Below are 17,436 nucleotides of genomic sequence, written 5' to 3'. Positions count from 1 at the left end.
GATACAGGATAGTAATAAAAGGGTTATGAGTGATAATTTTGTGAGAGAGAACAAGGGAATACCTTCAATGAGAACAATCGATTAGCGCTATGTGATTAGCCAGCTCAGCGAAAAAAGGCGCGATTGTAGCATGGGAAATTTAATATATTCAATGAGCTATCGGCAATGGCCTGAGATTGCCACAAACGATTTAATATAAAGCTGGATAAAAAGAGGACTTTTTATGCCATTTTTTAGCAATTTAGGTAGAAATTACCAAGCTTCTCAATGAATTAGAGCTATAGCGTATTATGTTTAGTAGCTTGGGTATCAGAAATAATTAGACTTAAGAGCAGGTTAAAAGACTAAGGATTAAATGCAAGGAAGTGGGGCAAGTAACTAGACAATGGAGAAATGTACAGGAATAACAGGCAGCAATTTAAAAGAATGTACACCTAACTAGTGCATTTTTACGCTATGTTATGGTGCTACAGGGTAAACAAACTAATTTTCTAATAAAAATTATGAACTTAGCGTGATTTTGTTTCACTTACTTAGATAGGAAGAATAATAAGTAAGGATGATGGCATGGATGCTACTTGTAGAATTTTTGAAAAAGAAGATATTATTAATACGATCCGATTAAAAAGTCAGGAAGCGGTTTCTAATTGTCAGATTTTAATCAGTGCTAAATTAATTAAAAACATTAATAACACAGACGTTGTAGTTTGGATTAATGATCTACACAAATCTCTGGATGATGATTATGAAGCAGGTATTCAGATTGAACATCAGGGAAAACAAGTCACATTCTATATTGATCATATCGCTTATAAAAACAACGCCATGATCTATTTTAAAGGACATGTAGATAGCGGTAAGCAGGTGCATTTTGTTAAACCTTCATCGGAATTGAATATCCAGTTGATAGCACTTAAACGCAGAATTACGGGTCAACAAAAGACTCCTTTTGGCTTTGCGGATTGGGCAGAATATAAAGAGAAAAAGTCCAAAGCTCTGCTAAATTGATTAATTAGCTGATTCACAAACATAAAAAAAGCGACTCGATGAGTCGCTTTTTTTTACTGAGTAATTCTTACGAATACACTACTCGCTTATGCATATAACTTTGGAGCACCTAACTGCTCGTGGATCTGATTAGCAAGTTGAGGTTGAATATTAAGACCACGTGCTAATTCATCAAGATATTTAGCTTCTTTATTGTGGTCCAGATCAATCGCCATCAATGATACAGCGTAGATTTGTTGTTCCATGCCACGTGGGATTGAACGTACAAATGCTGCTGCATCAAGTGGTTGACGGAATTCATTACGTACGAAGTCAGCTTCTGCCTGAGTCACATCGCCCAATTTATTGATCACTTTTTCCTGCTCTGCTTCATCGATGCTACCATCTGATTTAGCTGCATTGATCATTGTACGAATGATAAGGGTTGCCTGATCTGTTGCTTCTCGTTGATCAATACCCATTGGCAAAAGGTCACTATCATCGACACCCGGGTTAGGGGCAGTGCTGTTCTGGTTTTGAGCGTATTTAGTGAGTGCTCCACCAAGAAGACCGCCTAGTCCACCAGCGCCACCCATGCCACCACTTTGACCGCCGCCGAGTAATCCACCAAGTAAATCGCCCATGCCACCGCTTTGTGGTGCCTGCTGTTGGCGACTACCTGCCAAGCTGCCTAGTAAGTCTCCTAGTCCGCCGCCACTTTGTCCGCCACCAGTTAGACTTCCTAATAAATCACCAAGACCACCGCCTTGTTGTTGCTGTTGTTGACCGCCGAGTAAACCACCCAGAATATCAGCCATACCGCCGCCGCTAGTAGTGCGTTGGTTTCCACCAATTAGACCACCCAGAATATCACCTAGTGCGCCGCCGCCCTGTGTTTGCTGGTTTTGTGCTCCACCTAACGCTGAACCAAGGATACTGCCTAAGACATTTCCTCCTGAGCCTTTTGATAATGCACCGTTGCCAAGAAGACTACCTAATATCTTAATCGTATCAATAGCATCCATTTTGTTCTCCTTTGAATATATGTGGGGCGGAATGAGTGTTTGCCCATAACAATTTTAAACGCCATAAGTGTAGGTTAAAAACGCTAAACCGTCTGGCATTACTTAACCTTGGTATTAGAATCTTTATATCAAGTTCATACCAATTTGATTGACTAACGGTAATTTTCGGTTTGATCAGAGAATATTGAAAATGCAAACAGTCTTGTAAAAAGCGTCGTAAAAAGCGTTGTGAATGAAGAGAGTCTCTGAATAGAAATCAGATTCTCGCTAACGATTTATGATTTACAAGAGGTTTTATTGACAATCAATTAATTAAATTAATAAAGCTCATGATAAATAAAAATAATTTGTCTGCAATTATATTTCTAGTATAATCAATAGGCATAAACTGTATGTCTATCAGTATGATGTCATTTTATAAGGAGCCATATAAACAAGGCGTTTTATAAAGTCGATTGTGATAGGTATAACTTCTTCACAAAATAATAAAAATAATAATAAGTGGGAGAAAATAAAAAATATTATCGCTTACATTTAACTATGGCCCAAAAAAGCACATCTAAGCCTCAATTTTAAAAGTTATTTTAAGCTACCAGGAGAGGGTGTTTTTATCAATCTGTACAACTATTCCACAAAATTAATCCGCAGAGAATCTGTCGATATTTCAGCTGTTGCCTATAAATTACCGCGATTATTTTTAACGCTTATTACACGTTTGTTATTCGGTTTGTCTTTGGTGCTATCAACAAGTCTTCAGGCGGAGACATTAAAGCTTGGTATTGTTAATTTACATCCACACATGTTTCTGGATGAGAATCACGAGCCGAAAGGCGCAGCCATTGATTATTTCAAAATCGTCGCAAAGCGTATGGGCCTGACAGACTATGTGTTTGAAGAGTATCCATTAAGTCGCTTAGTGCAACGTCTGGAAGAGGCGTCACTGGATGCCGCTCTGTTTTTGGCAAAAAATCCAAAAAGAGAATTAATCTTTCAATACCCCAAACTCCCATATTCAGAAATCAAATCAGGCATAGTGGTAAATTCATCCTCTGCATTAAATCAGGTGTCATCAGAAGCTGATTTAACAGGATTCAAGATTGGTACTATCCAGAATTCTTTTGTCTCCCCGATGTTAACCAGAAATGCGGTTGATCTAGAACCTTTGCCGGGCGTAGAGTCGCCAGGAAAGAACCTTAAAAAATTAGCGTTTAACCGTTTAGATGCGGTCTATTTACCCTGTTATATCTCACTCACCAGTGAAATAACCAAACTGGGTATGGAGGATAAATTCAAGGTGCTTAATTTACCTGAACCACCCATACAAATATTCACCGTTTTTTCCCCCTTCGTTGATTCTGATTTTGTCGAAAAATATGAATCTGCCGTTTATGAGAGTGATATTGAACTCTATAAGGAACTCGTTGAAAACTATTTGTAATATTTGATTGTAGTAAATGACTTTAGAACGTTGAATATAGAGTCTGTTCTAATGACTCATTCAAACGAGCTATTATTCTGAATGATAAAGGCACCCCCCCACCTTTCAGCCCGTTTTTTGATAGTAAAAAAACTATATCTCATCTTAAGTTAACATCCAAACCCATCTGTTTTTCTTCAAATATTTAAGCTAACTATATGTGGCAGTGCTAATTAGATAGGGGAATTACTCAATGAATTCCATGCAGTAAATTGATCTGTATCTAATAAATGCTAATTTCAAGTCTACGCTTGACCCTATAGTAGACTTTAGGGTTTATACTAAAAACTTAAATAGTAATTAAGGTTATTAAAATGCGAATTGGTGAGCTTTCGAAAAACACAGGGTTTCAAGTTGAGACACTACGTTTCTATGAGAAGCAGGGTTTGATCGCACCTGTAGGAAGAACCGAGTCAGGTTATCGTGAATACGATCAGGAATCTCTCAAGCAGTTGCACTTTATCCAACAGGCGAAGTCAGTGGGATTTTCATTGAATGAGATTTCGGAGTTACTCACTTTGCGTGTCGAAAGGGATCAGCATAGTTGTTCTGAAGTTAAGACTATCGCAGAGCAAAAACTGGTGCAGATAGAAAGTAAAATCAATGAGTTAAATAAAATGCGTGATGCATTACATAAAATTACTGATGCGTGTTGTGGTGGGGCAGAACCTGCTACCTCGTGTACGATTTTAAACGCATTGGACAATACCGACGACTAACGTTTTGCTTAAGCTTAGTTTGAGGAACAAGGATAGGTTATGGAATTTTTAAACAATTTATTAGAATTATGCTTAGAAGCAGCCCCATGGTTAGTCTTGGGTCTAGTGATTGGTGGCTTGATTAAAGCGCTGATACCTACCTCTTTATTGCAAAAGCATCTGAGTGGAAATAGTGCGCCATCGATCGTCAAAGCAGCGTTGTTTGGTGCGCCATTGCCATTGTGTTCTTGCGGTGTCATTCCTGCTGCATTGGGATTACGTCGTGCAGGTGCTTCAAAATCGGCAACCGTTTCTTTTTTGGTTGCAACACCTGAAACAGGGATCGATTCAGTGAGTGTCTCTTACGCTTTACTGGGCCCATTTATGGCTATTGTCAGACCTATCGCCGCGATAGTATCTGCTATCACGGCGGGGCTGTTGGTGGGTAAGGCAGAAGAGAACGAATCTCATGTTTCTACTCCTATGGCCGCTAAGAGTTCAGCGGAAGCTAACTGTTGTGGATCAGAGAAAACACAAAAAATCGTTGAAGAAACGTCATGTTGCGGTAGTGAAGCAGTCTCTAAAGCTGTAGAAAAAACAACTTCATGTTGTAGCAGTAGCGATGAAGCTTCAAAACCGCCAAAAGAAATAAAGTCATGCTGTGATTCATCAAATGGATCTTCTAACGAGATCCCCATGGAATCTCACCCAGATAGTTTTATACACAAAGCGTGGAATGGTGTTGTTTACTCATTTACAGATCTTTTTGATAAGGTGTTGTTCTGGTTGGTGATTGGTTTGGTATTTGCGGCGCTAGTGCAAACTTTTGTGCCTGTTACTTTCCTCGCAGAATGGGGAAGTGGCTTACCTGCAATGTTGTTGATGCTAGTCGTTGGCATTCCGATGTACGTGTGTGCAACTGCTTCGACGCCTATTGCGGCAGGTTTACTGCTTGCAGGAGTTTCTCCGGGTACAGCGATGGTGTTTTTAATGGCGGGTCCGGCGACCAATATTTCAACACTTGGCGTAATTGGCAAAGAGCTGGGTAAACGCTCATTGATTGCTTATTTATCTGGGGTAACGATTGTTGCTTTAATCACAGGATTTCTTGTTGATTACCTCATTTCAGCGTTTAACATTGATGTTCAGGGGCAGATTTCGCACAGTCACGATATGGTTCCTGCGGTTATTGCATGGGCATCATTGTTGTTATTAGTTGGTGTCGTTTTAAAATTAAAGTTGGGTAAGAGTCACCCATGGAAAACACAAACAAGTTAATAGGATTCTCACTTGATTAAGACAACTACACATCAATCAATAAATCAGTCCATTAATGAGTCAATTAAGCTATCAGCAAATCTCGGCTTTCTTTGGCAGGAACTCAGCTTGGTAGAAGGTATTCATGCTGCTGCTAACGCAGGTTTTGATGCAGTGGAATGTCACTGGCCGTTTGAAACTCCCGCAGAAGACGTCAAGCAAGCCTTGGAAGAGACAGGTTTGCCAATGTTGAGTTTAAATACATTACCAGGCGATCTGAGCGCAGGCGACTTCGGCGTATGCGCTATTCCAGAAAGAGAAACCGAAGCTCGTCAATTCATCAAGCAAGCCGTTGATTACGCTGCACAGATAAACGCACAACACGTTCATGTGATGTCGGGCAAGATACCAGAAAAAGTGCTCCAAAGTGGGGGGGTGACTAATGGTTATTTAGAATCCTGTTTTGATGTCTATTTGCGTAACTTAAATTACGCGGCAGACCTCGCGGCTGATCATGGCATAGGTATTTTGATAGAGCCGATAAACCGTCAGGATATCCCGGGCTATTATCTCTCAGATATTGAAACGGCTGTAGAAACCGTTGCCTGCTTAAGTCGTTCTAATATCAAAATCATGTTCGATTGTTATCACATTCAAGTCGCGCAAGGAAATTTGATGAAGAAACTCGAGCAATATCTTGAATATATTCAACATGTTCAGATTGCCGCAGTGCCATCACGACACGAACCCGATGAAGGTGAAGTGTGTTATAGCCGATTATTAAGCTGGTTATATGAATTGGGATATACGGGTTATGTAGGTGCAGAATATCGCCCAAGAGCGACCACAGATGAAGGTTTAGGCTGGATGAACTTTAAGGATAGTCGCTGTTAAATTCATCTCAAAAAAGACCCTCGAGAAATAAAATCAAGAGAGCCTTTTGTGTATTTTGCATATTGCTTGATGCGTTTTATTTTGGCATTAATACCGTGTCAATGACGTGAATTACACCATTACTCGTCATGATGTCGGCTTTGACTACTTTCGCGTTGTTGATCATAACGCCATTAGACGCATCAACCATCACATCTGAACCTTGAACAGTTGCCGCTGATTTCACTTTAACTACTTGGTCGGCTGTTACCTTTCCGGCGACTACGTGATAAAGCAGCACTTTTCTTAATGCCTCTTTGTCTGCTAGTAAGCCATTCAGTACGTCTGCTGGTATTTTTGCAAAGGCTTCATCGGTTGGGGCGAAGACCGTAAATGGTCCTTTACCTTTAAGCGTGTCTACCAATCCAGCTGCCTTTACCGCTGTAACTAAGGTGTTAAAGCTTCCTGCTTTAACTGCAGTATCAACAATGTCTGCTTTTGGGCTGTGTGCACCGACTTTAATAAAACCACCTTGAGCCATTGGGCTTTTATTTACTGAGTGGCTATATTGTCCTTGCATTGAATGTTGCGCGGATTGTGCAGACTTCATTTTTTTAGAATAGTCACAATCACTCGCTGATGCCATCATGGGCATAGATACAAAAAGGGTCGCAATTGCAGCTGTTAATAGTTTGGCATTTAACTTTGATTTAAAACCTGACTTTAAATTGATTTTCATTTCATGTATCTCCGTATAGTTAGTGTACGAATCTTCGTACCGCCTACGCAGAGTATGCTGATGACTGTAAAAATTTTGTTAACTGGAAATGAAATTTTTGATTATTTTCAGATGATAATGAATGAAAGCAAAGTGACTAACTCCACATGTTTTCTATATACGTTTAAACGACATCAAAACGAGTTGTCATTCAAACGTGAGGTGTCATGTTCGATGTTATCTCACTCTGAGCTCATACAACCAAAGTGCCACCGCAGCCAGTATTAATACGATTTGCGTGATAATAAAGTTGCTCAGTACTGTTCCCAGACTGGCGACGATAAAGCTCGCAGTAATACCATTGAAAACCATTTGAATAAAACTCTGCATTGCGGTTGCAGAGCCACGATTATTTGGAAAACAATTGATAATTTCGATGGTTAAAACAGGCATGATGACGGCAAGACCGAATGAATACAGCGCGAGAGGGCCGATCACGCGCACTATCGATATCTCTGCCAAGTAATTTAAACTCCAGTTGAAAATGGATATTGCTAACATCAGCGTGATGAAAATAGTGAGTATTTGTTTTGAGCTTAAAAAGTGAATCAAACGATTGGATACTACTGCGCCCAACATAATTCCTGAAACCATCGGCACAAACAACACATAAAAACTGCTAGCTTCTAAGCCTAATACATCAAATAAAAGCGTGGGTGCTCCGGCAATAAACACAAAGAAGCTAGCGAAGGCAAACGCGAGGATAAAAACCAGACGTAAATAGCGAGGGCTTTGTAAGGTTCTTAAATAAACACGGCTAACTTCCTGAATTCGTATTGAACTTCTGTTTTCCTGAGGCAGAGATTCGCGTGCAACTATCACGGCATAAGCCATCACCACAATGCCGTAAATGGCTAGAAACCAGAATATAGAACGCCAGCCAAAGAAATCGTGCAGCCACCCACCAATTACTGGTGCGAGTGCAGGCGCGGCAGAAAATAACATCATCACATAGGCCATCGCCTTTTGTGCATCTTTGGTATCAAGTACATCGCGTACCATGGCACGACCAGCGATAAGTGCGCCGCCAACCCCTAAGCCTTGAAATACTCTTAACCATAATAAATGGTCGAAATCACTGGCTAATGCGCAAGCTGCTGATGAAATAAAGTAACTGCCGAGTGAAATAATCATCACCGGTTTGCGCCCAATCCAGTCGGTGATTGCACCCCAAACCAATGTCGAAGCACCAAAAGCCATCAGATAAGCGCCCAGGGTTTTGGTCATCAAAATCCTGTTTACACCTAAATCAGCTTCCATGCTTTCAAAAGCAGGCAGGTAGGTATCGATACTAAAGGGGCCAACCATGGACATTAAAGAGACGAGAATGATCAAGTGCCATTTGGCGGTATGGTTTGCTTTAGAAGGTACAGCGTTCACAACAATTACTCTTATAAAACTAGGTGCAAAATGTAATCCAGAAAATACAGAAAAACGATAGGCAGATAGATATGAAAATTAGGTTCGAAAAGGCTAGAGAATAAAGCGTAGCCTATAGATTATTTAGCGTCAGAGATATTTTTAAGTGACAGCGGATTATCTGGATCGATACTGTCCATGAATGGCAATCTGCGATCGACATTTGTCACCTGATACACCAAACCCATCCAGTTAGCGAGGATAGCCGCAGCAGTATCGTGCCAGCTATTATCAATATGATCGAGTATTAGTGCTTCAGGAAAAGCAGGTAATTCCTTGTTATTATTGACCGATTCAATCAAGCGATAACGAAATTCATTCAATATCGCTTGCGTGTGGATGTCAAAAACATTCAGCGGAAAAGGGGGATAATCCAGCTGTTCTCCTGCTCGCATTGCTTCAGCAAAACGACCGACTTCACGTTTGTATTCTTTCAATAAGCTAATGCTATCGTATTCAGGGTGTCCCTGAAAATAGACGGTACGGAAACCATCCGGGCTAACCGCCATTTGTACGCCGGCTTCTTTACTTTCAGCCAGAACATGTAAACCTGCCGCTTCAAACTGAGAACGGTCGATTTGGTTAAAGCGTGAATGAGGCACATCAAAGCGCGTATTAATGCCCTTAACCAAAGGATGATTTTTGTCTGTAACGCGATGACTAAATACACCCCAGCGCTTATAACCCAAACCATAACGAGCCTGATTGTATTGCAGTTCGAGCGCGGCATGGGTTGCCAAACACGAGCATAGTGTCGATGTTACATTTTCATGCGCCCATTGAAATACTTCGCTCAGTGGCTCCCAAAAAGGTTCTAGTGGAAGCTTGGGTTGAGAGACATTTGCGCCGGTTATGATCAGTGCATCAATACCCGCTTCTTTGATTTCTTCGAAGGTGTTGTAGTATTTATCAATGTGTTTTTGTGCTTTTTTGCCGCGTTCGAAAACGGGCAAACTAAATGGATGAACATGAAATTGTGCGATTGGGTTGCTCTCACCAATCAAACGATAAAATTGACGTTCAGTCGCCTGCATAGCCGTATCAGGCATCATGTTTAAAATACCAATATGCAGTGCGCGGATATCCTGTTTAGATGCTTGTCCGGGGCGCAGTACAACTTGTCCTTCATCGCGAAGGCGTTGAAACGTGGGTAATTTACTATGTTCGACTAATGGCATTTTTGTTGTTGGCTAGCTACTTTATAAAACCGGGTATCGTTAAAACGCGGTAGATTAATAAAGGCTAAGCCTGCTCCGTCATGGCTTTTTTCACTAATTCTAAAAAATCAGATTCGGTTTTAATCTGGTATAAATCTTCCGTTTTAATGGTGTAACCGTACTTTTGTGCAATCGCTTCATAGCGGGGAATGCGATTGTAGAATAGGCGTGGAAATACCCAGCGTACGAACTCATCTGGGTCTATCATCGCTACGTATTCTAGCTGGTTTTCTTCCATATAAATGGCAAGTTGTTCATCCAGGTATTCGGCGCGGTAATACATCGGTTTAGGTGATGCATTGGCGCGATCGATAAGACGTTTTTCATCATCTTTATTCGCCTGAATGTACAAAATTATGGTGTTGTCTGCCAACATATCAAGTAGCGCGTTATCTTCTATTTCGCACAGGCTGCCGCCAGCATCGTTGATAAAGTTATTCAAACCATAAATTTGACGCGCTTTGCTCATGAATTCCGGCACATCTGACATTGCAGCATGCTCTGCATGATAGAACAGGTTTTGACGGCGCTTGAATTCTTCCAGGGATAAACCACCTAATTCCGGGTCGCCAATTTTTCCTAAGAAAGTCGACACGGCATCGAGGTTTTCAAAGGTCATATTATTGTTGATATAGATCGAATCCGAACGCAATAGATCGCGCAGAAAAGGAACCTGCATCGCCTGAATTTTAATATTATCCAGAATCGGTTCGCTTAGGTAACGCGTTCCAATACGATAATCCCCGGAGTAATGAAACCAGCCGCTCTGGCGTAAAATATTCGATAAAAAGGTTTTGCCCACGCCCGACATTCCCAATAGGGTGATCGACTTATGTTCTAGTTTGCTAAATTCTTCTGCGCTTAATTTCACGGATACTGCTCTCTCAAATCTATATTAATTCGATACTAATCATTAGTTTTGATCTAATGGTATCAGTCAGCTGTTAAGTATAAACGGAATCTTCGGAGAGAGAATTAAAAAATGCCCCCAAAGTAGGGGGGGGCTTTTCTAGGCTCACCAAGAGCCAGAAAAGTCCATCGTAGATTCCGCAAGGAATCGTCGATGTACATTGATTGATTTAAGACTAATGCATATTCTGACTCAATTTTTTTAGGAATCAGAGCTCACCAAGAGCCTGAAAAGACCATCGTAGATTCCGTAAGGAATCGTCGATGTACATTTATTGGGGCGTAACGGTAGAGGCATAACTGTTTTATTAATAGCGACATCAATAAGCAATTCAAAACGCACCGATCAGCAAATGCGATTGTCCGCTTTAAAAAATGATGACACTATGAGCAAATGGAACTTTATCAACTAAAATCGTTTATCACGATTGCCGAAACTGGCAATCTCACTCAAGCCGCTGATCGTTTATTTATCAGTCAGCCAGCCCTAAGTGCGCATATTAAAGCGCTGGAAGAAGAGTTTGATATCAAACTGTTTAATCGAATTTCAACAGGTATGCAGCTGACTGAAAATGGCGAAGCGCTAAAACTTAAAGCCTTGCAGATTTTAGAGTCGAGTGACGAGATTCGTTTGCAGGCTAAAATGCTGCAAAACAAAGTATCAACGCAGTTACGAATTGGTTTGAATGCGGATGCGGTGTTTTTAAAGCTGGGAAAACTCATCGACGAATTACGCACCCATCACCCCAGTGTTAAAGCGAATATTGTGGCGGGTAACACCCCCGTACTTATGGAGCAATTATCCAATGGATCTCTGGATGGGACGTTCTTCTTCGGCCAAAACGATGATAAAGACCTGGAAAGTATCCAGCTAACAGAAACAACTATTCACATCGCGGGTTCAATTAAATGGCAAGATCAGCTATTGAATGAAGACATCGAAAGTCTCGCTAATCTGCCCTGGATCTATCCTGCGCCTCAATGTCCTTATCTTGATATATTGGATAGGTTGTTTGAAGGCATCGAGAAATCCCCCGAGTGGAATACCGAAGCAACCTCTGAAATTTATGTGAATGAGTTAATCAAGTCAGGAGCGGGCTTGGCATTAATTATGGAAGAAGAAGCACAACCCATGCTTGATAGAGGTGAAATCTGTGTCTGGCCCGGGGCTTCATTCAAGCTACCTGTTGGCTTTGCCTATCAAACGAAACGCAAACAAGATCCTGATATCGTGGTGTTAAGTGATATCCTGAAGCGATTATTCCGAGCAGTTTAACTGCATAAATCAAACGCAATAGAGGTGTTATGTTTTACCTGATAGGGTCGATTCCCTTTTTAATAAGTGGCGTTGTTTGTCATTATTTAGCCAAAAACCGAGGAGCAAATACCGCTTTCTGGACAGTGATGGGCTTGGTGTTTGGTCCGTTAGCGATACCTTTTGTGTTTCTGTCTGGAAGCGCTGCAAAATAGTGACTGAATCAGGCATCATCAAAAATGCATTGTTTTTTAATCTATAGAACTAAGTAATTCCTTAGTGCTTATAATCTGCGCATATTCACCAGCCATATTCGATAATGATATATCGTGAATTTGCTGAGCATCGTGCCACTTTCCCGAATAGTCCTTTTTACCGAAAGTAAAAGTCGCATCTGAAACGACGGTTGTATTAAACCCTAAATTACCCGACATACGAGCCGTTGCTTCTACCGAGTTATTGGTAATCACACCGATAATGACGACATCTTCAACATTTCTCGCACGTAAAATCTGCTCTAAAGGTGTATTTATAAAAGCACTGTTTGTGTGTTTTTCGATAACTTCTTCGTGTGTTTCAGGCTGGGCAACCGCTTTAAAATCATTCCCTTCCTGATGCGGCCGATAGTGAGAATCGGGTTCCACAGATGTGTGTTTTATATGGATGATGGGTAAGTCGTTGTTTCGCCAGTGCGCTAAAAGCGTTGCTATGTTTTCTTCAGCATCAAGATTATTACGCTCGCCCCAATCTGGGTGGTCGATGGCTTTTTGCAAATCAATGAGAAGTAGTAACGGTTGATTTTGATGCATGCTGTGGGGGTTGTTATTCATATGATTAACAAGGTTACCTTAAAAAAGCCATTTCAGTAGAGCATTTATCATTCTTGTATTTACGTCGCATTGAAACCGAATAAAGAAGACCGAAACTTAGAACACTGATACTTAGAATATCGAAAAATAGAATATCGGAAAATAGAAACACCCCTGATTTCAAGAGTCTCCCTCCTATAAAAAATTAAAATGAACCTAATGTAAATAGGCAACTACTAACTTGTCAGCAATCACAAGTGATTGCACTCAAGAATCTAATTGTGGTTTGTGGGAGGATCATAATATGGACAAATAACATGATTGGGGAATCATAAAATGAAAATTAAAATGCTTGCAGCATCACTGATCTTTGCGCTGAATACTCACGCTTCTGCTTTCACAAAAGCAGATGAATTGCTCAATGCAATTCAAACGCAGAATAAGCCATTAGTCGAGTCTTTAGTACGAAATGGCGTAAATCCTAATTTGGATGTTTCCGTTTATAACACGACACCATTAATGCATGCAGTAGATACTAGCACGGTCGCCATAGTTGAAAGCTTGATAAAGCACGGTTCCAAGGTTGATGTGGCAGATAACACGGGAACCACACCTCTAATTTATTCGATCAAAACGAATAAACAGGAGATTGCATCTTTGCTGATTAAGAAAAGCAGAAACATCAATATGCAGGATAACAAAGGTGCATCAGCATTGCATTATGCGGCAAAAAAAGGAAACGAGACACTGTTCAAACAGATTCTCAAAAGCGGCGGCAACTTAGCAGCGATTGATGCGTCTGGTAACAATGCCTTGTTTCATGCGCTTGAAGGACGAAATAAAAGAATCATCAATAAATTGATAGAAACCAAACAGTTTGACTTGGCGCATAAAAATAAATCAGGTGAGACAGCCATCAAAGTGGCACAGCGTGTTGGTTTGGTTGACGTTGCTAAACGTATTTCCAGAGGTAGAAATTAATCGTGACAGATTGATTTTTCGTTTCTCTGATAAAAAAATTTTGAAGATAGCAAGTTTTAAAGGTTATGTGAATCCACGTAACTTTCCGTTTTATTCAAATTTGAATGGGTCTAAAGGGTACCTGTTCAGGTTTGAATAAATATGACACCTTCCGGCTTTTGGGCTTCATCTCCCATGTAAACAGCTTAAAAGTTGGGAGGTGTCTTTTTTTTTTGCTCCAACAATTGGTGTTAGTCATCTAGTTTCGTTTAAAGCCACTAACTAAAAAAGCTGTTACCAAATACTATTTGTGCAGTTCCATTCTGGATTGCATAGGTGATATAAAGTAAGCCTAAAATAATAAAAACATTAAACAAAAATGCAAAACGGTCTAAGCGCAAGGGGTTCAATAACGCTGATAATTTCGTCGCCAATTCCGGGTTTTCAATCCTGATGACTTTTATTATCTTCCCGGGAAAGTTACGGATAAATAAAGTCATGCTGGAAATAGCAAACATGCCTCCGATAACAACGAAGATAAGCTTTGCCATTTTAGCCGCTTGTTGTTCGCCGATGCTTTGTATTATTTGTTCTTCGTAATAATGTCCAATAATGCTAAGCAATACCATCAAACATAAGTTGAAAAACAATAAAAAAAGAAAGAATTTTGAGGGAGGTAATCGCATGTTTTCAGTGGACTGTTTTTATATTCGGCTTTTATATTCGAGATAATGAAGCGACACTTTATGTCGTGCTAATCAATAGCGCAAATGCAAATAAATAATTATGAATTAAGAGTTGTATATAAACTTACTGTAAACAGGTTCTTTAAAAAAGGTCTTCAAAATGGCTCTGCAAAAAAATCTCTGTAAAAATGCTTTGTAAAAAAACGCCTCAAAGTAGGGGGGTGTGTTTGTTAAATTTGTATTTGCTTAAAAGAGTGGATTCAATACTTTATGCGTCGAATTAAGACATTAACGCTGATTAAGTATTCCAGTTAAACAGGAAAAAAGCGCATCCGATAAGAAACAATATCCAGCCCAGAAATGAAACCGAGCTTGTCGAAAGCCCTTCGCGGTGATCGCTAGCGAAAGATTCCATAAAGCCAAAACTTCCCAGAAACGCAAAAACGCCACTGAATACAATCAATACAAGCAGTAATCCCAAAACGGCAGCGGCTGCCAATCCATTTTGTTGTCCGCCGCTAAACCATTCGAATAATACAACGATGATGTAAATTCCGATTGCGGTTAGTTTATGCTTTTCTATATATGGCATGACGAGACAGTAAATCGATTACATTATTATTATTTTAGCCCCCATTATACCGTGATTAAAAGTTTGCGCCTTTTGAACCGATTAATGGAAAGTGATAATCAAGAACAGCTGATTCAAAATTCTATTATCCCAGCCGGATGATCCCAGCTTTCAAGCAATGTGAGCAAATCATCGCAACGCATTCTTGTGGTGTGGGTATTTCTGCAAGGATGCATATAAATCCATCCCTGTTCGATTAAAGCCTTCTCAATAAAGACTTGTACGCTGTTTGAATGATCATTGATTAACGCAAGCGGTGATACTGAACCAGGTACCACGCCAAGGTATTGACCCAAACGTTCAGTGCTGGCAAACGATAAATGTCCACCAGTGAGTGCTAATTTGTCGCGCAGTTCTTTTAACTCAATCATGCAATCTTGTTCAACCACTAATAAAACCATACGACCTTTTTTATTGCGTAAGAATAGGTTTTTGGTTTTTGAACCGGGTTTGTCGAAAGTCACTTTTTTGGATTGTTCCACAGTGAAAAGTGGTTCGTGGACTTTGGTTTCCTGTTCGAAGTTTAACGCTTCGATAGCGGCGATCACTTGATCGGGTGTTGCGGCTAAGTCGCCGTTTTCCAGAGTAATTGTTTCAGGGTTGGGTCTATCGGAATGGGCCATTGGTTTTTATCTATCATTGGTTTAAGTGATTGCCGGATGATAGCTTAGAAAAAAAACGCCTGAAACTAGGGGGGTGTGTTTTATTCAAAAAAGGGGTGTATTTTTATTATTAATTAATAAAATCTTAAAAAATTTAACAGTGTTCCTAAGCTTTTCAACTACTCTTCAATTAATAAGGAGTCTAAAACACATGCAAGAATATGATGAGCTAGCAGCAGAGCTTAAAAACAAAGCCAATAAGTTGGTCGAAGGAGAACAGCTGTGGATAGGGCTTGCAGGTGGCCCAGGCAGTGGGAAAAGCACGCTTTCTGCAGAGTTACAAAAACGTCTAGTGGATTTGTTACTCGTCATTCCTCTTGATGGCTACCATTACTATCGAAGCGAGCTGGATCAAATGGATGACCCCGCAGAGGCTCATATGCGAAGGGGTGCGCCTTTTACGTTCAATTCGGCCAGATTCACCAATGAGCTCATTGAGGCTAAACGTTCGGGCGAGGGCTCCTTTCCCTCGTTTGATCATCGCATCGGCGATCCTATTGAAGATGATATAAAGCTGTTGAAACCCCATCGGATTGTCCTGGTCGAAGGAAATTATTTGTTTCTGGATGCTGATCCCTGGAGTCAATTACGAGATTTAGTATTTGATGAAGCATGGTATCTGAATGTCTCAGTGGATGAATGTAAGCGACGATTGATGAAACGTCATGTGGACGTTGGTTTAAGTGAAGAACAGGCTTTACAAAGGGTTATGACCAGTGATGGCATGAATGCAGAGCTCATAGCGGCGGAGTCACCGGTTAATGCAGACAGGCTCGTTCAGCTTGCTACCTTCATCATATAATCAAAAAAACGAAGCTAAACGTATTTAGGTCGTACTTTCCTTATATATAAAAGCGGTATAAAAAAAACGTTAATAAAAAAATGTATATAAAAAACCACGGAATCAACGGATAGCTACTACGATAGTATTTGTATCTAAAATAAAACAATCTGTTTTAGCTGCAAAACGAATACGTTGTTACGAGAATCTAGTGAAATAAAATGTTTTCTAATCTTTCAAATACAGACTCTTTTGGGGTTCTGGCAATTTTCTTTGCCATATTTTTAGGCGGAGTCTTAAAAGGGGCAACGGGTGTGGGAATGCCCATAGTTGCCATACCCGTGATCACCGCATTCTATGATATACGTCTTGCGGTTACTATTCTGGTTGTTCCAAACATCCTCAGTAATACACTGCAGATTTATAAATACCGAAACTACAATCTGGAACCCAAATTCACACGTAATTTCGCTATTGCCGGTTTATTAGGCGCGGCACTAGGTACGATGATGCTTGCCTACGTGCCAGTAGATCAACTGAATATCTTAATGGCGCTCATTGTAATCGCCTATATCGTATTAAGGCTGACCAAGCCCGTGTTCCAACTGCCGCTTGAACGTGCAAAAAAATTAGCCTGGTTTGCCGGCCTGAGTGGAGGAGTGTTGCAAGGAGCGCTCGGTATTTCAGGCCCTGTATCGCTTACCTTTCTTAACGCTATTAAGTTAAACCGGTCGGTGTTTATTTTTACGATATCGGTGTTCTTCATCGCAATGTGCGTCGCTCAAATACCATTACTAATAGCCTACGGCTTGATGAATGTTCAAACCTTTGTTGTGGGTTTACTTGCATTTATTCCATTGTTTGCAGGTTTGCCTGTCGGTGAAATGATTGGCAGACGAATGAATGCAGTCGTGTTTGATCGGGTGATACTGGTGCTGCTTTCTGTGCTGGCACTTAAGCAGATTATTGGTGTTATGTTGTAGTATTAATACTTGGTGATTGAGTGGCAATG

The 17,436-nt window shown here is 40.5% G+C and carries 19 protein-coding genes; 10 read left to right on the top strand and 9 right to left on the bottom strand.

What is annotated here, in order from left to right:
• Positions 1-567 precede the first annotated feature (567 nt).
• A complete protein-coding gene (locus tag OO007_RS11940; RefSeq protein WP_325808973.1) occupies positions 568-1,008 on the top strand; it encodes a DUF6173 family protein in 441 nt (146 codons plus the stop codon).
• Between the two features lie 86 nt (positions 1,009-1,094).
• Here OO007_RS11940 and OO007_RS11935 read toward each other — a convergent pair whose 3' ends face one another.
• Positions 1,095-2,012 carry a tellurite resistance TerB family protein gene (locus OO007_RS11935; RefSeq protein ID WP_325808972.1) on the bottom strand — a complete coding sequence of 306 codons (918 nt, stop codon included), beginning with the start codon at positions 2,010-2,012 and terminating at the stop codon, positions 1,095-1,097.
• A gap of 736 nt (positions 2,013-2,748) precedes the next feature.
• Between OO007_RS11935 and OO007_RS11930 the strand changes: the two genes are divergently transcribed.
• The 4 genes from OO007_RS11930 to OO007_RS11915 all read left to right on the top strand — a co-directional run bounded on the left by OO007_RS11930 (position 2,749) and on the right by OO007_RS11915 (position 6,338).
• A complete protein-coding gene (locus OO007_RS11930) occupies positions 2,749-3,450 on the top strand; it encodes a substrate-binding periplasmic protein (RefSeq protein ID WP_325808971.1) in 702 nt (233 codons plus the stop codon).
• Positions 3,451-3,803: 353 nt separating this feature from the next.
• On the top strand, positions 3,804-4,208 hold the full coding sequence (gene zntR / locus OO007_RS11925) for a Zn(2+)-responsive transcriptional regulator (protein WP_325808970.1): 405 nt from the start codon (positions 3,804-3,806) through the stop codon (positions 4,206-4,208).
• 39 nt (positions 4,209-4,247) lie between these two features.
• A complete protein-coding gene (locus tag OO007_RS11920) occupies positions 4,248-5,465 on the top strand; it encodes an SO_0444 family Cu/Zn efflux transporter (protein WP_325808969.1) in 1,218 nt (405 codons plus the stop codon).
• A 12-nt stretch (positions 5,466-5,477) separates the two neighbouring features.
• Complete coding sequence (locus tag OO007_RS11915) at positions 5,478-6,338, top strand: hydroxypyruvate isomerase family protein (RefSeq protein ID WP_325808968.1); 861 nt, start codon at positions 5,478-5,480, stop codon at positions 6,336-6,338.
• Positions 6,339-6,414: 76 nt separating this feature from the next.
• On the opposite strand, the gene OO007_RS11910 is transcribed toward OO007_RS11915, so the two are convergent.
• The 4 genes from OO007_RS11910 to OO007_RS11895 form a co-directional block, all read right to left on the bottom strand.
• Positions 6,415-7,056, bottom strand: a complete 642-nt coding sequence (locus tag OO007_RS11910; RefSeq protein WP_325808967.1) for a fasciclin domain-containing protein — start codon at positions 7,054-7,056, stop codon at positions 6,415-6,417.
• A gap of 216 nt (positions 7,057-7,272) precedes the next feature.
• Complete coding sequence (locus tag OO007_RS11905) at positions 7,273-8,475, bottom strand: multidrug effflux MFS transporter (protein ID WP_325808966.1); 1,203 nt, start codon at positions 8,473-8,475, stop codon at positions 7,273-7,275.
• 119 nt (positions 8,476-8,594) lie between these two features.
• The gene (gene metA, locus OO007_RS11900; protein WP_325808965.1) at positions 8,595-9,692 is read right to left on the bottom strand and encodes a homoserine O-succinyltransferase MetA; all 1,098 of its coding nucleotides are present in this window, start codon (positions 9,690-9,692) and stop codon (positions 8,595-8,597) included.
• Positions 9,693-9,756: 64 nt separating this feature from the next.
• Positions 9,757-10,602, bottom strand: a complete 846-nt coding sequence (locus OO007_RS11895) for an ATPase (protein WP_325808964.1) — start codon at positions 10,600-10,602, stop codon at positions 9,757-9,759.
• A gap of 432 nt (positions 10,603-11,034) precedes the next feature.
• Here OO007_RS11895 and OO007_RS11890 point away from each other — a divergent pair, with 432 nt between their 5' ends.
• Positions 11,035-11,916 (top strand): LysR family transcriptional regulator, encoded by an 882-nt coding sequence (locus OO007_RS11890; protein ID WP_131905938.1) that lies wholly within the window; start codon positions 11,035-11,037, stop codon positions 11,914-11,916.
• 29 nt (positions 11,917-11,945) lie between these two features.
• Positions 11,946-12,110 carry a hypothetical protein gene (locus tag OO007_RS11885; RefSeq protein ID WP_299873649.1) on the top strand — a complete coding sequence of 55 codons (165 nt, stop codon included), beginning with the start codon at positions 11,946-11,948 and terminating at the stop codon, positions 12,108-12,110.
• A 36-nt stretch (positions 12,111-12,146) separates the two neighbouring features.
• Here the strand turns inward: OO007_RS11885 and OO007_RS11880 are convergent, their stop codons facing one another.
• Positions 12,147-12,725, bottom strand: coding sequence for a cysteine hydrolase family protein (locus OO007_RS11880; RefSeq protein WP_325808963.1), 579 nt, complete (start codon positions 12,723-12,725; stop codon positions 12,147-12,149).
• 315 nt (positions 12,726-13,040) lie between these two features.
• Between OO007_RS11880 and OO007_RS11875 the strand changes: the two genes are divergently transcribed.
• Positions 13,041-13,685, top strand: a complete 645-nt coding sequence (locus OO007_RS11875; protein WP_325808962.1) for an ankyrin repeat domain-containing protein — start codon at positions 13,041-13,043, stop codon at positions 13,683-13,685.
• 257 nt (positions 13,686-13,942) lie between these two features.
• On the opposite strand, the gene OO007_RS11870 is transcribed toward OO007_RS11875, so the two are convergent.
• The 3 genes from OO007_RS11870 to OO007_RS11860 form a co-directional block, all read right to left on the bottom strand.
• Positions 13,943-14,293, bottom strand: coding sequence for a hypothetical protein (locus OO007_RS11870; RefSeq protein ID WP_325808961.1), 351 nt, complete (start codon positions 14,291-14,293; stop codon positions 13,943-13,945).
• A gap of 355 nt (positions 14,294-14,648) precedes the next feature.
• Complete coding sequence (locus OO007_RS11865; RefSeq protein WP_325808960.1) at positions 14,649-14,942, bottom strand: hypothetical protein; 294 nt, start codon at positions 14,940-14,942, stop codon at positions 14,649-14,651.
• Between the two features lie 113 nt (positions 14,943-15,055).
• Positions 15,056-15,604, bottom strand: coding sequence for a prolyl-tRNA synthetase associated domain-containing protein (locus OO007_RS11860; protein WP_325808959.1), 549 nt, complete (start codon positions 15,602-15,604; stop codon positions 15,056-15,058).
• A 190-nt stretch (positions 15,605-15,794) separates the two neighbouring features.
• On the opposite strand from OO007_RS11860, the gene OO007_RS11855 reads away from it, so the two are divergent.
• Positions 15,795-16,445, top strand: coding sequence for a hypothetical protein (locus tag OO007_RS11855; RefSeq protein ID WP_325808958.1), 651 nt, complete (start codon positions 15,795-15,797; stop codon positions 16,443-16,445).
• Between the two features lie 200 nt (positions 16,446-16,645).
• Entirely contained in the window at positions 16,646-17,407 is a 762-nt protein-coding gene (locus tag OO007_RS11850; RefSeq protein ID WP_325808957.1) for a sulfite exporter TauE/SafE family protein, read from the top strand.
• The last annotated feature ends 29 nt before the right edge of the window (positions 17,408-17,436 follow it).

Source organism: Cocleimonas sp. KMM 6892, assembly GCF_035798195.1.
GTDB lineage: Bacteria > Pseudomonadota > Gammaproteobacteria > Thiotrichales > Thiotrichaceae > Cocleimonas > Cocleimonas flava.
The sequence above is the reverse complement of the archived record's forward strand: the minus strand, read 5'-3'. Positions and strand labels throughout refer to the sequence as shown.

Excerpts from the sequence above, each read along its gene's own strand:
- metA (WP_325808965.1), bottom strand. The coding sequence starts at position 9,692 with ATGCCATTAGTCGAACATAGTAAATTACCCACGTTTCAACGCCTTCGC.
- zntR (WP_325808970.1), top strand. The coding sequence starts at position 3,804 with ATGCGAATTGGTGAGCTTTCGAAAAACACAGGGTTTCAAGTTGAGACA.
- OO007_RS11935 (WP_325808972.1), bottom strand. The coding sequence starts at position 2,012 with ATGGATGCTATTGATACGATTAAGATATTAGGTAGTCTTCTTGGCAAC.
- OO007_RS11865 (WP_325808960.1), bottom strand. The coding sequence starts at position 14,942 with ATGCCATATATAGAAAAGCATAAACTAACCGCAATCGGAATTTACATC.
- OO007_RS11910 (WP_325808967.1), bottom strand. The coding sequence starts at position 7,056 with ATGAAAATCAATTTAAAGTCAGGTTTTAAATCAAAGTTAAATGCCAAA.
- OO007_RS11855 (WP_325808958.1), top strand. The coding sequence starts at position 15,795 with ATGCAAGAATATGATGAGCTAGCAGCAGAGCTTAAAAACAAAGCCAAT.
- OO007_RS11850 (WP_325808957.1), top strand. The coding sequence starts at position 16,646 with ATGTTTTCTAATCTTTCAAATACAGACTCTTTTGGGGTTCTGGCAATT.
- OO007_RS11860 (WP_325808959.1), bottom strand. The coding sequence starts at position 15,604 with ATGGCCCATTCCGATAGACCCAACCCTGAAACAATTACTCTGGAAAAC.
- OO007_RS11870 (WP_325808961.1), bottom strand. The coding sequence starts at position 14,293 with ATGGTATTGCTTAGCATTATTGGACATTATTACGAAGAACAAATAATA.
- OO007_RS11880 (WP_325808963.1), bottom strand. The coding sequence starts at position 12,725 with ATGAATAACAACCCCCACAGCATGCATCAAAATCAACCGTTACTACTT.
- OO007_RS11875 (WP_325808962.1), top strand. The coding sequence starts at position 13,041 with ATGAAAATTAAAATGCTTGCAGCATCACTGATCTTTGCGCTGAATACT.
- OO007_RS11890 (WP_131905938.1), top strand. The coding sequence starts at position 11,035 with ATGGAACTTTATCAACTAAAATCGTTTATCACGATTGCCGAAACTGGC.
- OO007_RS11940 (WP_325808973.1), top strand. The coding sequence starts at position 568 with ATGGATGCTACTTGTAGAATTTTTGAAAAAGAAGATATTATTAATACG.
- OO007_RS11920 (WP_325808969.1), top strand. The coding sequence starts at position 4,248 with ATGGAATTTTTAAACAATTTATTAGAATTATGCTTAGAAGCAGCCCCA.
- OO007_RS11885 (WP_299873649.1), top strand. The coding sequence starts at position 11,946 with ATGTTTTACCTGATAGGGTCGATTCCCTTTTTAATAAGTGGCGTTGTT.